10 protein-coding genes, 1 tRNA gene and 1 riboswitch are annotated in these 13,646 nt (G+C 72.0%); of the genes, 5 read left to right on the top strand and 6 right to left on the bottom strand.

The features are described from left to right. Nucleotides 1-61: 61 nt before the first annotated feature. Nucleotides 62-703: a GTP cyclohydrolase II gene (locus IE97_RS0135750; protein WP_030250737.1), complete on the bottom strand. Its 642-nt coding sequence runs from the start codon at nucleotides 701-703 to the stop codon at nucleotides 62-64. A 133-nt stretch (nucleotides 704-836) separates the two neighbouring features. Beyond that, entirely contained in the window at nucleotides 837-1,352 is a 516-nt protein-coding gene (locus tag IE97_RS0135745) for a MarR family winged helix-turn-helix transcriptional regulator (protein WP_030250735.1), read from the bottom strand. Nucleotides 1,353-1,468: 116 nt separating this feature from the next. Here IE97_RS0135745 and IE97_RS0135740 point away from each other — a divergent pair, with 116 nt between their 5' ends. The 4 genes from IE97_RS0135740 to IE97_RS0135725 all read left to right on the top strand — a co-directional run bounded on the left by IE97_RS0135740 (nucleotide 1,469) and on the right by IE97_RS0135725 (nucleotide 5,306). Next, the gene (locus IE97_RS0135740; protein ID WP_030250732.1) at nucleotides 1,469-2,599 is read left to right on the top strand and encodes a dihydrofolate reductase family protein; all 1,131 of its coding nucleotides are present in this window, start codon (nucleotides 1,469-1,471) and stop codon (nucleotides 2,597-2,599) included. Nucleotides 2,600-2,654: 55 nt separating this feature from the next. Further along, nucleotides 2,655-2,728: transfer RNA gene (locus IE97_RS0135735), tRNA-Met, on the top strand. Nucleotides 2,729-3,018: 290 nt separating this feature from the next. Next, nucleotides 3,019-3,175: riboswitch (cyclic di-AMP (ydaO/yuaA leader) on the top strand. Nucleotides 3,176-3,186: 11 nt separating this feature from the next. Further along, nucleotides 3,187-4,215 carry a M23 family metallopeptidase gene (locus IE97_RS0135730; RefSeq protein WP_030250729.1) on the top strand — a complete coding sequence of 343 codons (1,029 nt, stop codon included), beginning with the start codon at nucleotides 3,187-3,189 and terminating at the stop codon, nucleotides 4,213-4,215. Between the two features lie 146 nt (nucleotides 4,216-4,361). Next, complete coding sequence (locus IE97_RS0135725; protein WP_030250727.1) at nucleotides 4,362-5,306, top strand: aldo/keto reductase; 945 nt, start codon at nucleotides 4,362-4,364, stop codon at nucleotides 5,304-5,306. A gap of 73 nt (nucleotides 5,307-5,379) precedes the next feature. On the opposite strand, the gene IE97_RS0135720 is transcribed toward IE97_RS0135725, so the two are convergent. The 4 genes from IE97_RS0135720 to IE97_RS0135705 form a co-directional block, all read right to left on the bottom strand. Further along, a complete protein-coding gene (locus IE97_RS0135720; protein ID WP_078603515.1) occupies nucleotides 5,380-6,789 on the bottom strand; it encodes a PrsW family intramembrane metalloprotease in 1,410 nt (469 codons plus the stop codon). Nucleotides 6,790-6,841: 52 nt separating this feature from the next. Further along, nucleotides 6,842-7,672, bottom strand: a complete 831-nt coding sequence (gene trmB / locus IE97_RS0135715; protein WP_030250723.1) for a tRNA (guanosine(46)-N7)-methyltransferase TrmB — start codon at nucleotides 7,670-7,672, stop codon at nucleotides 6,842-6,844. 333 nt (nucleotides 7,673-8,005) lie between these two features. Further along, nucleotides 8,006-9,211, bottom strand: coding sequence for an L-2-hydroxyglutarate oxidase (lhgO, locus tag IE97_RS0135710; RefSeq protein WP_030250721.1), 1,206 nt, complete (start codon nucleotides 9,209-9,211; stop codon nucleotides 8,006-8,008). A 140-nt stretch (nucleotides 9,212-9,351) separates the two neighbouring features. After that, nucleotides 9,352-10,776: a hypothetical protein gene (locus IE97_RS0135705; protein ID WP_030250718.1), complete on the bottom strand. Its 1,425-nt coding sequence runs from the start codon at nucleotides 10,774-10,776 to the stop codon at nucleotides 9,352-9,354. 753 nt (nucleotides 10,777-11,529) lie between these two features. Between IE97_RS0135705 and IE97_RS0135700 the strand changes: the two genes are divergently transcribed. Continuing rightward, on the top strand, nucleotides 11,530-13,644 hold the full coding sequence (locus tag IE97_RS0135700) for an asparagine synthase-related protein (RefSeq protein WP_030250716.1): 2,115 nt from the start codon (nucleotides 11,530-11,532) through the stop codon (nucleotides 13,642-13,644). Nucleotides 13,645-13,646 lie beyond the last annotated feature (2 nt).

Genomic DNA, 13,646 nt, shown 5'->3' with positions numbered 1-13,646 from the left:
TGTACCCGATGAGCCGAGGTGCAAGCAGCTTCTTTCACCCGCCCGGACGGGACCGGGAAGCTCAGCCGGCGCTGAGCTCCGTCAGCGCGGCGAGCGGCAGCGTGTGCTGCGTCTGAAGGACCTTCGCGCGCAGGTAGCGGACGTTGTGCGCGGTGGTGAAGACGCCCGTCGGGATCCGGTCGCGCACGTCGACTCCCAGGGCGCGCAGCTGGCCGGACTTGTCGGGGTTGTTGGACAGCAGGTCCAGCTCGCCGATGCCCAGGGCCCGGAGCATCTGGGCCGCCGCCGTGTAGTCGCGGGCGTCCTCCGGCAGCCCCAGGGCGGCGTTCGCCTCGTAGGTGTCGAGGCCCTCGTCCTGGAGGGCGTACGCGTCGAGCTTGTTGTAGAGGCCGATGCCCCGGCCCTCCTGGCGGAGGTAGAGGAGCACGCCGCCGCGGTCGGCTATGCGCTCGACCGCCTCGCGCAACTGCGGACCGCAGTCGCAGCGAGCCGAACCGAACACGTCCCCGGTCAGGCACTCGGAGTGCAGCCGCACCAGCGGAACCGGGCCGGGCTCGCCCAGGACGATGGCCACGTGCTCCAGGCCGTCGGCGAGGCCGTGGAAGGTGACGAGTTCGGCGTCGGCCCGGTAGCCGTCGTGGAAGCGCAGCGGGATCCGGACGCGGGAGCGCGGGGTGGCGACGACGGCGGGGGTGTCGGGCATGCGGGGCCTCCGGGTTCCGTTCCTGTTCGGCTGCACAGCCGTACTGCTTCAGATTTGAAGCAGTTCCATGGGCCCGGACACTACTCTTGCTTTAAATTTGAAGCAATGTGAATACGGCGCCTTGTGGCGCACGTCACGAACAGGCCGTCGACGACCTCCGCCGCCACGGCACGTCGTCCGACGCGGGCCGGGATCCGTCCTCCTGGAGTCCCTGCGCGATCGCCGCGGAGATCTCCTCCAACTGCCCCACCTGCTCCTCGCTGAGCCGGTCGAACAGGAAGCTCCGCACGGTCTCGACGTGCCCGGGCGCGGCGCGCTCCAGTACGGCGAACCCGTCGTCGGTCAGGGCCGCGATGCTGCCCCGCTTGTCGTACCGGCAGGCCTCGCGCCGCAGCAGGCCGTCCTTCTCCAGCCGTGTCACCGCGTACGTCAGCCGGCTGCGCGTGATCTTCAGCCGCTCGGCGAGGTCGGTCATCCGCAGCCGCCGTTCCGGAGACTCCGACAGTACGGACAGGATGGAGTAGTACAGATGCGGCATGCCGGCGTCCTGCTGCAGCTGCCGGTCGATCGCGTCCTCGAGGAGCAGTGAGGCGGCGACGTACGCGCGCCAGGCGCGTTGCTCCTCGGGGGTGAGCCAGCGAGTCGTCATGTCATCAGTGTAGGTTTGTTTCAAACTTGAACCAAGCCCCATTCCGTCCAAGCCCGTTCCGTCAGTCCACTATCAGTCCGCCATCAGTCCGCCGTTCCAACGAGCCGGGAGCGTCGATGCCCCACCCGTACGTCCTGCTGTCCGCCGCCGTCTCCCTCGACGGCTACCTGGACGACACCGGCCCCGAACGCCTGCTCCTGTCCAGCCCAGCGGACTTCGACCGGGTCGACGAGGTCCGGGCGTCCGTGGACGCGATCCTGGTGGGCGCCGGGACCATCCGCGCCGACAACCCGCGGCTGCTGGTCAACTCGGACGAGCGGCGCGCCGCCCGCACGGCCGCCGGTAAACCGGAGTACCCGCTCAAGGTCACCGTCAGCGGCTCCGGCGACCTCGACCCGGCGGCCCGGTTCTGGCACACCGGCGGCGAGAAGGTCCTCTACACCACCGACGAGGGCGCCGGACGCGCCCGTGCCCTCGGCCTCGCCACCGACGTCGTCCCGCTCGGCGCCGAGCTCGACTGGCGCCGACTCCTCACGCACCTGCACGACGTCCGGGGCGTACGGCGCCTCATGGTCGAGGGCGGCGGCCTGATCCACACCCAACTGCTCACCCAGGGCCTCGCCGACGAACTCCAGCTGGTCCTCGCCCCGCTCTTCGTGGGCACCCCCGACGCGCCCCGCCTCTTCGGGCCCGGCGGCTACCAGTCCGGCCGGCTCCGGCTGCTGGAGACCCGGCAGATCGAGGACGTGGTCCTCATGCGGTACGAGCCGACCGCTCCGAGCGCCGGCCCGCTCCCCACCGCCGCCGACCACCACTGGCTCGCCCTCGCCTGCGAACTGGCCGCCCAATGCCCTGCCTCGGACACGGCGTTCAGCGTCGGTGCGGTGGTGGTCGCGGCCGACGGTACGGAACTGGCCCGCGGTCACTCCCGGGAGGGCGGCGATCCGGTCGTGCACGCCGAGGAGGCGGCCCTCGCCAAGACCGACCCGGCCGACCCGAGGCTCCCCGGCGCGACGGTGTACAGCAGCCTGGAGCCCTGCGCCCGCCGGGCCTCCCGCCCCGCGCCCTGTGCCCGGCTGATCCTCGACGCGGGCGTACGGCGGGTCGTCACGGCCTGGCGCGAGCCGGACACCTTCGTGGCGGCGGCCGACGGCGGTGGCGTCCTGGCGGACGGAGGAGCACAGGTCGTCGTCCTCCCCGAGCACGAGGACGCCGCCAAGGCCCCGAACCACCACCTGCTGACCTGAACCAGCGGGTGTGTGCGAGCTGTCCCGCGAATGACGTACACTGGTGTCACAACGACGCGGGGTGGAGCAGCTCGGTAGCTCGCTGGGCTCATAACCCAGAGGTCGCAGGTTCAAATCCTGTCCCCGCTACTGAAGGCCGAGGGCCGGAATCCGAAAGGGTTCCGGCCCTCGGTTTATTTGCGGGCCTTCCTCGTCACAGGCAGTAAGCGAATCACGTCGCTCCGCGTCACAACTGACACACCGTCATAAACCTTGAGGCGCTCATGAAGCGGCCAACTCGCCCGTTTTGGGCTGGTCACAGCAGGTAAGTCCGCGCGAAAAAGCTTAATGATCAAGCGGAATCGCTGGAATACCCACCGCGCGTCTATTAACGTTCGATAACGCAGCGCGGTCGTCCCAGCCGTCACAGAAGGCGGCTCCGTGCGCACGCGCCGAATCCCGAAAGGGAACCGGGGAACCACAACTTGGGGTGAATCGGGCGTAAGCCGCCGTGGAAGCACGGTGGTTATACGCGCGTAGGAGACCTTCCTGCTCCGAACCCGTCAGCTAACCCGGTAGGCGAGAAGGAAGGAAAGGAGTACGCCCACGTGGCGTCCAACCGGCCTGCCCCCGCGGCCCCGTCCGCGCCGAACCAGCGCGACACCGAGACCTTCGGCTACGGCGGTCTGCGTACCGACGAGGGCCCGTTCCAGGAGTGGAACCCCAGTGCGGAGTCCATCCGTCCCGTCCGTGGCCGGCATCGCGTCACCAAGCAGCGCGGCGGAGGGCTCGCCCGCAGCTCCACCGTCCTGGGCGTCGGCGTCATAGCCGCCGTGGGCGCGGGCGGTATGGCCAGCGCCCAGACCGGCAAGCCGCCGGTGTCGATCTCCGTGTCGGACCTTCCCTCGGTGGGTTCCCTCATCTCGGACGACGACACACCCGAAGGCTCCGCCACTCCGCTCAGCGACCTCGCCACGGCGTCCGCCGACACCGAGCAGGGCACCTCCGGCGCCGGTGAGGCACTGCGCGCCCGGATCATGGCCCAGGTCGAGCACCAGCAGGAGCAGATCGAGACCAAGGCCGCCGAGGAAGCCGCGGCCGCCGCCGAGAAGGCCGCCAAGGAAGCCGCCGCCAAGGCCGAAGCGGAAGCCAAGGCCAAGGCCGCCGAAGCCAAGCGGAAGGCCGAGGAGGAGGCCCGCAAGAAGGCCGAGGCCGAGCGGCTCGCCGCCCTCGCCAAGCAGTACACGCTGCCGACCTCCTCGTACACCATCACCTCCAGCTTCGGCCAGGCCGGCGCCTACTGGTCCTCCGGCTACCACACGGGCCTGGACTTCGCCGCGCCCACGGGTACCCCCATCAAGGCGGTGCACAGCGGCACCATCACGGAGGCCGGCTGGAGCGGGTCGTACGGCTACAAGACCGTCCTCACCCTCGATGACGGCACGGAGATCTGGTACGCGCACCAGTCGTCCATCGGCGTCAGCGTCGGCCAGAAGGTCAGCACGGGCGATGTCATCGGCCGCGTGGGCGCCACCGGCAACGTCACCGGAGCGCACCTGCACCTCGAGGTCCACAACGGTGGCTCCGGCGGCATCGACCCGATGGCGTGGCTGCGGGGCAAGGGACTCAATCCGTAAGCGGCGCACCCCTGTCGAAGCACCGGCGGCCCTGACGACGACCCCCCGACGTCAGGGCCGCCGGTTTCGCTGCCGACGGGAGTGTTTACGGGAGCTTTGCGTCCCCCTCGGAATGTGGTGTTCCGGCACGGTCGTTGACGTGGGGCATGACTTCTCTTCGCAAGCTCGGCTCCTCCGACCTCGAGGTCTTCCCGCTCGCCCTCGGCGGCAACGTCTTCGGCTGGACCGCCGACCAGGCTCAGTCCTTCGCCGTCCTCGACGCCTACACCGCCGCCGGCGGCAACTTCGTCGACACCGCCGACGTCTACTCGGCGTGGGCCGACGGCAACCAGGGCGGCGAGTCCGAGACCATACTCGGCCAGTGGCTCGGGGCACGAGGCAACCGCTCCGACGTCGTCGTCGCCACGAAGGTCAGCCAGCACCCCGAGTATCAGGGCTTGTCCGCCGCCAACATCAAGGCCGCCGCCGACGCCTCCCTGCGGCGCCTGCGCACCGACTACATCGACCTCTACTACACCCACTTCGACCGGCCCGACGTACCGGTCGAGGAGATCATCGGCGCGCTCGACGACCTCGTGAAGGCCGGGAAGGTGCGGCACATCGCCGCCTCCAACATCTCCGCGGAGCGGCTGCGGGCGTCCCTGGAGTTCTCCGACCGCGAGGGCCTCGCCCGGTACGTGGCGCTCCAGCCGCACTACAACCTGGTCTCCCGCGACACCTACGAGGGCGAACTCCAGGACCTCGCCGAGCGGACCGGGCTCGCGGCCGTTCCCTACTACGCGCTCGCGTCCGGCTTCCTCACGGGCAAGTACCGGTCCGGTACGACCGTCGAGAGCGCGCGTGCCGGGGGTGCCGCCAAGCACCTGGAGACCGAGCGGGGACGCCGGGTGCTCGACGCCCTCGACGAGATCGCCGCGGCACACGACGCTCCCGTGGCCACGGTCGCCCTGGCCTGGCTCGCGGCGCAGCCGACGGTGGTGGCGCCGATCGCTTCCGCGCGGACGGTGGAGCAGTTGCCCGCGCTCCTGGGGGTCGGGGAACTGACGCTGACGGAGGCGGAGGTGGGGCGGCTCACGGAGGCTTCTGCCTGACGTGGGCCCGAGGCTGCCGCCTGACGTGGGCCCGCTCGCCCTGAGCCGGGCTCGGGGTGTTTCGAGTTCCGGGCTAGGAGCGGTAGGGGTTGTACGTGGGGGACGGGTCGTATGCGGGGGACGGCGTGTACGCCGGGTACGGTGCCGGGTGGCCGTACCCGTACACCCCGTACACCGGCCAGGGCGGTGCCGACACAGGGACCGGAGGGGCCGTCATCCGTGCCGCGTGGTCCAGCGCGGGGCGGGCCGCCTCCCGGCGCCGCCACAGTTCCCGCAGGAGTTCCTCTTCCCGGACGGTGAAGTCGGCCCCGGCGCGGCCTCGGCGGCCCCGGTGCCGCAGGAACGCCAGGGACGTTGCGTACCCCTCGTACTGAGCCACCGCCCGCGCCGCCGCCCTTCCCGCGTGACGGCGGGCGTACTGGCGGGCGATCCGCCGGGCCCGCATCGAGCCGAGCGCGTACGGCTCCGCCGGGGACAGCCACCCGGCCACGGCGTACGTGGGGAGTTCCTCCCGCACGGTCCGCAGCTCGCGCTGCCGGGTCCACACCACCAGCCATGTCAGCAGCCCGAAGATGGGCACCATGAACGCCGCGTAGACCGCGAGGAACCCGTACTCGCCGAACGAGGACGAGCCGTTCCACATCGCGTGCATCCCCATGGCGAGCAGCAGTCCGGAGAGCGGGAAGGCGACGCGGCGGAGGTGCTGGCGGTCCGCCGCGAGCGCGGAGATGCCGAAGCCTATGCCGGTGAGGACCGTGAAGAGCGGATGCGCGAACGGCGACATGATGATGCGCACGAAGAAGGTCGCCGCCGTGACGGAGGCGATGCCGGTGTCGCCGGTGAGCTGGTCGGTGCCGAAGGCCATGCCCAGGTAGAGGATGTTCTCGGTGAACGCGAAGCCGGTGGCGGTGACGCCGGCCACGACGACCCCGTCGACGATGCCGGTGAAGTCGCGGCGCCGGAAGAGGAAGACCAGCAGGACGGCCGCCGCCTTGGCCGTCTCCTCGACCACCGGGGCTATGACGGTCGCGCCGAGGGTGTCCGCGCTGGACGGGTCCGCGGTCGCCGTCGCTACCCATCTGGTCGCGAAACTGTTGGCGACGATCGCTATCAGCGCGGCCGCACAGGCACCCCAGGCGAAGCAGAACAGCAGGTTCCGCCAGGGGCCCGGTTCGACCCGGTCCAGCCAGCGGAACGCGGCTATGAGCAGGGGCACCGGAAGCGTGGCCAGCCCGAGCCCCACCAGGAACCCTTCCGTGCCGGTCTCCTCGCGGACCAGGGCGAGGATGACCAGGCCGGAGATCGCCAGGAGCGTGATCAGGGCGCCGTAGCGCACCCAGGCGCGCTGCCACCAGTGGGCGTGCCGCAGGGGGCCGCCTTCCGGTGTGCCGACGTCCGGTGTGGCGACGGCCGGTGTACCGGCGACCGTTGTGCCGACGGTGGGGCCGCCGGGGTGGGGCGGGTGTGGGGGGCAGGTGGCCACGGCATTGACCCTAACGACGGGTGGGCGCTGTCCGCAGTCCGGAGCGGTGCGGTCAGGCGCCCGCGGAGGGTTGGTCCACGTGCTGTACGCGACGGAAGAGGAGGTCGTTCACGACATGTCCCTTGTCCAGTCCCTGCCCCTCGAAACGGGTCAGTGGACGGAAGTCGGGACGCGGCGCGAAACCGCCGTCCGCCTGCGTGTTCTCGAAGTCGGGGTGAGCCGTGAGAACCTCGAGCATCTGTTCCGCGTACGGTTCCCAGTCGGTGGCGCAGTGCACGATCCCGCCGGGCTTGATGCGGGTGGCGGCGAGGGTCAGGAAGTCGGGCTGGATGAGCCTGCGCTTGTGGTGCCGCTTCTTCGGCCAGGGGTCGGGGAAGTAGACGCGGAGTCCGTCGAGGGAGTCCGGGGCGAGCATCTCGCGGAGCAGGATGATCGCGTCGCCGTTGCCGACGCGGATGTTGGACAGGCCGTTCCGGTCGGCGAGATTCAGCAGGTTGCCCTGGCCGGGGGTGTGGACGTCGACGGCGAGGATGTTGGTGCCGGGGTCGGCGGCGGCCATCTGGGCGGTGGCCTCGCCCATGCCGAAGCCGATCTCCAGGACGACCGGGTTGTCGTTGCCGAACAGATCGGAGAGGTCGAGGGTGTGGCGGCCGTCGATGTCGAGGCCCCACTTCGGCCACAGGCGCTGCAGCGCGTCGGCCTGACCTGCGGTGACCCGGCTCCGCCGCGGCTGAAAGCTCCGGATCCGCCGCTCGAAGTGCGACCCGGCGGGATCGGCCTGCGGCCCGTCGGGAAAGCGGGGCTCTCCCTTGGCCCGGGTGTGCCGGATGGAGACACCAGGGGCGTGGTGTTCGGTTTCGGGGGTGTTGGCGGAGTCAGACACAGTGCCCCTGATTTTACGGGGTGCGGTGGCTGCGGCGGCCTGTGGCTGTTTCGGTGCGCGTGACGCCCGGTGGTGGGTCGGGGCCGTGCCGGGGGGTGTCCGTCCTCGGAACGGCGCGATGGGGTCGGAGACCGACTCACTGTCCGTTGACGCGCCAACCGCTGCGGGCGGACACCCCCCGACACGTCCCCTTCCGTGCGTCGGCGACTGCCGCTGCGGGCAGTCGTGCCGCTGGGGCGGCACGGGTGGGCGCAGCGGCACCCCGCCACGCCGGGCTGCGCAACGCCCCGCCCTCAGCTACAACGCCGAGCACCTGACAACGGGCCCTGACAGTCACAGCACCGCCAGCACCCGACGCCCCACCTCCCGCCCGATCGGCAAAGACGCCGTAGCCGCGGGAGACGGCGCGTTCAGCACATGCACCGCACGCGCACCCTCCCGGATCAGGAAGTCGTCCACCAGCGTCCCGTCCCGCAGCACCGCCTGTGCCCGCACCCCCGCCGCCGTCGGCACCAGGTCATCCTCGGACACCCCGGGCAGCAACCGGCGCACCGCCTCCGTGAACGCCTTCTTGGACAGTGACCGCCGCATCTCCCCGGCCCCGTACCGCCAGTGCCGGCGGGCGATCCGCCAGGACCCCGGCCAGGCCAGCGTCGCCCCCAGCTCGCGTGGGCGGACCGTGCCCCACCCGTACCCCTCGCGGGCCAGCGCCGGCACGGCGTTGGGCCCGATGTGGACGCCCCCGTCGATGCCGCGCGTGAGATGCACCCCGAGGAACGGGAACGCCGGGTCGGGTACGGGATACACCAGTCCGCGTACGAGTTCCGGCCGGGCGAGTTCGTAGTACTCGCCGCGGAACGGCACGATCCGGGCCTCCGGGTCGTCGCCGGTCAGCCGGGCGATCTCGTCGGAGTGGAGGCCGGCGCAGTTCACCAGGACCCGGCCACGGACGATGTCCCCGGAGGCCGTGAGCACGGCGACGCCCCGTTCGGGCCGGCGGTCGACGCGGACGACCCTCGTGCCGTACCGGATCTCGGCCCCCGAGCCGTGGGCCAGCTGCCGCGCGACCGCGACGAAGTCGCAGATGCCGGTCGTGCCGACGTGTATCGCGGCGAGGCCCCGCACCTCCGGCTCGTACTCCGTGATCTGGGACGCGCCCAGTTCCCGCACCGGGATGCCGTTCTCCCGGCCGCGCTGCACGAGCGCGTGCAGGCGGGGCAGCTCCGAGCGGTCGGTCGCGACGATCAGCTTGCCGGTGACGGCGTGCGGGATGCCGTACTCGGTGCAGAACTTGACCATCTCGGCGGCTCCCCGCACCGCGTACCGCGCCTTGAGGGAGCCGGGGCGGTAGTAGATGCCGCTGTGGATGACGCCGCTGTTCCGGCCGGTCTGGTGGCGGGCCGGGCCGGGCTCCTTCTCCAGGACCGTGACGCGTGTGCCCGGTGCGGCGCGTGTGATCGCGTACGCCGTGGACAGACCGACGATCCCCCCGCCGATCACCAGCACGTCACAGTCGTACGCGGCCCGCACGAGCACCACCTCCCGCTACCGATAGTGCACTGCACCACTGACAGCGCGTTCAAACGCCGAGGTGGGTATCGCCCCAGGGGGCGCGGGGAACTGCGCGATCGACCATGGGCCGCCCCGCAGCCGCAAGATCATCTCAACTCGGCAGACGCTCACGCAGGCGCCATCAGCAAAGGCCGGGCACGTTCCCGGAGCTCCACCACCCGTGGCTCGTCACCGTACGGCTCGAGCCGGTGCAGGAGATCCTTCACGTACTCCGTGGTCCGGGCCGATGAGATGCGCCCGGCGACCTCCACCGCCCGCACCCCCTGCTCGCACGCCGCGTCCAGGTTCCCCGACTCCAGTTCGGCCACCGCCGAGACGACCAGGCGCAGGCCGTGCGAGCGGACGAACTCCTCTGTCGGCTTCGACAGGGCCTGCTCGGTGAAGCGGCGGACCTGGCGGGGCGCCTTGAGGTCGCGGTAGCACTCGGCCGCGTCCGCGGCGAAACGGTCGTAGGAGTAGAAGCCGAGCCAGCTCGGGTCGTTGTCGCCGGGGCGGGCGCGCTCCAGCCAGCTCTCGGCGGCCTTGAGGGCACCGCCGGCCGCCTGGGCGTCGCCCGCGCGTGCGTGTGCCCGGGCCTCGACGAGGCGGAAGAAGCTCATGGTGCGGGCCGTGGCGAGGCCGCGGTTGCGTTCCAGGGCGGCCTGGGCGAGGTCCACGCCCTCGTCGCCGAAGCCGCGGTAGGTCGCCTGGAGGGACATCGAGGCCAGGACGTAGCCACCGAGGGGGACGTCCGCCGCCGCCCGGGCGAGGCGCAGGGCCTGGATGTAGTAGCGCTGGGCGGCTTCCTGCTGACCCGTGTCGAAGGCCATCCAGCCGGCCAGGCGGGTGAGTTCGGCGGAGGCGCCGAAGAGCGCCCGGCCGACCTCGTCGGAGTAGGAGCCGAGCAGGAGAGGGGCGGCCTCCACCCTTAAGCACTCGGGGACCATCGACGAACGCCAGTCGCCGCCGCCGTACTTGGAGTCCCAGCGCCGCGCGTCCTCGGCGGCCTCCCGCAGCTTCTGCACATCGCTGTGGCCGACTTTGAGCGGTGCGCCGGAGCCCTCGCCAGGGCCCACGTCCCGCGCGACCGAACTGTCGGCCGGGGTTATCAGCCATCGTGAGGCGGGCGTTGCATACGCGCTCACTGCGAACGATCCGGCCAGCGACTGCCAGATGCCGCCGGATCCGGCGCGGCGGCCGGCGAGGTCGAGGCGGTACAGCTCCGTCGCGGACCTCACCGCCTGCCCGACGTCCCGGGGGAAGGCGAGGCCGACTTCGGGTGCGGGGTCCGCGTCCGCCAGCCCGATCTCGTGGAGTGGCACCGGGCGGCCGAGCTTCTGGCCGATGGCGGCGGCGATGAGATGCGGCGCCGCACCCTGCGGCACCATGCCCTTCGACACCCAGCGCGCCACCGACGTCTTGTCGTAGCGGAGTGTCAGACCGCGCTGGGCGCCAAGGTCGTTGACGCGTCGTGCGAGGCCCGCGTTGGAGATTCCCGCGAGGGCGAGAACGGCGCCGAGCTTTTCGTTCGGCCCGCGTTGCTCCCTGGACATGAGCCACCCCTCGACACAGACGGCTGCCGCGCTGGCATAACCGTGCGGCATTCGTAAACACAGCGTAGTTCGCCGCATCCCAAGCGTTAAGGGGCATTCTTCCGGTTGGCGGGATTGTGGTCCGTACGGAAGTACGGGTCGTATACGGGCAGTCGCGGCGTGCTCCCACTGTGTGGCCGTGCGCCTGTCCGTGCGCTCTTCTCCGGCCATCACGGGAGCGGTTCCATGGTCCGTGCGTGGGTCGGCCCGCTGTACTGGATCCAGTGGGCTGGGGGACACCGCCGCCTTCATCCCCGCGGGCGGCGGAAGGGTCCGGGAGGCGTGCTCCGTCTCCCGGGCCGCGCGAGCGTGCGATGGTCGGCGGCGCCTGTACGGAGCGTGTTCGAGGCTGTCCGCACGACGCCGATTTGGCTGAAAACAGACCCTGTGGGCGATGGTGTCAGGGCTCCGACCACGGTACTTGGCGGCGTGCCGGGCGTAATTGGGGCGCGTACCGGGGGCGCATTCGCGTCGCAGTTGCCTTGAGCCTCTCTTCCTCTCGCTTGTCTGCTTCTCTTCCTTCCGCTTTGGCCGCCCGTATCTCCTTGTGACGTCCGGGTGTTCGGGACTGCCCGGGATCGTGTGGGCGGCTCCGCCGGGGCGCATTCAGCGGAGCGCAAGCGGCGCGGGCACCCTCTGGAACGCCTCCTTCATGGCAGCATGGTGAACCGGTTCGTACGGTGCACTGGTTGTACACAGCCTGTGGAGGCGGCGATGCGGTGGTTGGTGGGATGGAGCAGCACCGCCGCGGGAGCCGTCGCTGCCGGTTCGGCGGGGGCCACCGGGCCCGACGGTGAGACCGTGCACCCGGTGGGTTCCCAACTCCTGTGGGGCGACCCGGATCCACTGTGGGCGGTCGGTGACTGGCGTCCCGACGAGATCCGGGTCGTGAAGGCCGACGACCGCACCCGTATCGCCGTCCTCGGCATCTGCGGCGCCACGGACGAGCAGCTGCGCGTCGCGCTGTTCGCCGCACGCGGCGGGGCACTTCGGCATCTGACCGCCTGGCCGGGCAGCTACACCGCGATCGTGCAGGTCGGCCGGAGGGTCACCGTCTGCGGCGACCTCGCGGGCGCGCGGCCGGTGTTCCACACCCCCTGGGCCGGCGGTACGGCGTACGCGACGGCCGCGCTGCCGCTGGCCGACCTCATCGAGGCCAACCTCGACTTCGGGCACCTCGCCGCGCTGCTGGCCGCTCCTGACGTGCCCGCCGCGCTCCACGACTCCACGCCGTACGACGGCGTGAAGCGTGTTCCGCCGGGGCACGCCCTCATCCTGCGCGCCGGGGCGCGCGAGATCGCCGGGTACGAGCCCGTCGCCTCGCTGGCGGTCGCCGCGCCCGCGGCCGATCCCGACAGCGCGGTCGACGCCGTGCGCGACGCGCTGGTGGAAGCCGTACGGACCCGGTTGTCCGCACCACGGCACGTCCCCGGGGCGGACATCGACCCAGGGCCCGTGCCCGGCATGGGGCCCGCGGAGCGGCGTGCCGCGCGCGGGATGCCCGTGCCGGGCATCGGGGCGGACCTGTCCGGCGGACCGGCGTCGGGGACGCTGGCGCTGCTCGCCGCGGGCCTGCCCGGGATGCCGGGCACGGTGCTCGGCCACGGCACGGGCGCGGGGGAGCGGCTGCTGGCGGTCACGTTCAACGACCTCGCGGTCGGGGGGCGGGAGGCCGAGCTGGAGCGGGCGGGTGCGCTGGCCGCCAACCCGAGGCTGCACCACGTGGTCGTGGCCGGCGGGGAGGAGACCCTTCCGTACACCGACCTGGACGGTCCGTTGACGGACGAGCCGGCCGCGTCCCTGGTGGCGGCGGCCCGGCACCGGGCGCGGCTGGCGGCAGGCAGCGCGGACCACTTCACCGGCTACGGCGCCCGGCAGGTCCTGGACGCGCATCCCGCCCGGCTGGCCGACCTGCTGATGGACCGCAAGCGGCGCCACCTGGTGCGGCCCGTCGCCGCGCTGGCCAAGGCGGACGGCTCCGTGCTGGTCCCCGCGCGCGTGTACGCGGCGGCTCGGCGGCTGTCCCGTACGCAGTACCGGGCCGGGATCGAGTCACTGGCCTCGCGCCTGCTCGACCACCGGACCGACGACGGGCTCGACGCGCCCGGCAACCCGGTGGAGGCCTCGCTCGCCGCGCTGACCTGGGGCAGACCCGGGCCGGCGGCGCGCTGGCTGACCGGTGAGGCGCTCGCCGAAGTATCGGTTCGCCTCCAGGCGTCCACGCACCGGTCGGAGCTGGTGGGGCCGGGGCAGCGGCCGGGGGACTTCCGCGCGCGTGCGGCGCTGGCACGGCACGCGGCGGATCTGCGGGTGCTGGAGCAGGCCGCGGAGATCCGCTTCCAGCGGCTGCACGCGCCGTTCCTCGACAACCAGGTCGTGCGGGCGGCCCGGGCGCTGCCCGAGGCGTTGCGGGTACGGCCGGGAGCGCGGGCGGCGATCCTGCGTACGGTGCTGGAAGGGGCCGGGGTCCGGGAGCTGCCGCCCGGGTGGGGCGCACCGACCCAGGAGACGGCGGCGGCCGCGGCTCGTACGGGGCTGAGGGTGGCCGCGGACTCCCTGGTCGCCCTGTTCGACACGCCGCTGCTGGCGGAGGCCGGTCTGGTGGAGGCCCGGGTGGTCCGCAAGGCCCTGCGCGGCGCGGCAGCCGGCGAACCCCTCCCCCTGGACGGCCTCGCGGACCTGGTCTCCCTGGAACTGTGGCTCCGCCGCCTGCTGTCCCGCCGCGGCACCTGCTGGACGGGAACACCGGCACGACAGCGCGCGGTACCGGCGGGGATCGCCCCACAGCGGGGGGCGCTGGGGGCGGGGGCCGGGGTGCGGCGCGTTTAGTT

The sequence above is a fragment of the Streptomyces sp. NRRL S-455 genome (assembly GCF_000717875.1).
Classification (GTDB): Bacteria; Actinomycetota; Actinomycetes; order Streptomycetales; family Streptomycetaceae; genus Streptomyces.
The sequence above is the reverse complement of the archived record's forward strand: the minus strand, read 5'-3'. Positions and strand labels throughout refer to the sequence as shown.

Bases quoted from the DNA above. Each gene is read 5' to 3' on its own strand.
- IE97_RS0135750 (WP_030250737.1), bottom strand. From the start codon at position 703: ATGCCCGACACCCCCGCCGTCGTCGCCACCCCGCGCTCCCGCGTCCGG.
- IE97_RS0135745 (WP_030250735.1), bottom strand. From the start codon at position 1,352: ATGACGACTCGCTGGCTCACCCCCGAGGAGCAACGCGCCTGGCGCGCG.
- IE97_RS0135740 (WP_030250732.1), top strand. From the start codon at position 1,469: ATGCCCCACCCGTACGTCCTGCTGTCCGCCGCCGTCTCCCTCGACGGC.
- IE97_RS0135725 (WP_030250727.1), top strand. From the start codon at position 4,362: ATGACTTCTCTTCGCAAGCTCGGCTCCTCCGACCTCGAGGTCTTCCCG.
- IE97_RS0135705 (WP_030250718.1), bottom strand. From the start codon at position 10,776: ATGTCCAGGGAGCAACGCGGGCCGAACGAAAAGCTCGGCGCCGTTCTC.
- IE97_RS0135700 (WP_030250716.1), top strand. From the start codon at position 11,530: ATGCGGTGGTTGGTGGGATGGAGCAGCACCGCCGCGGGAGCCGTCGCT.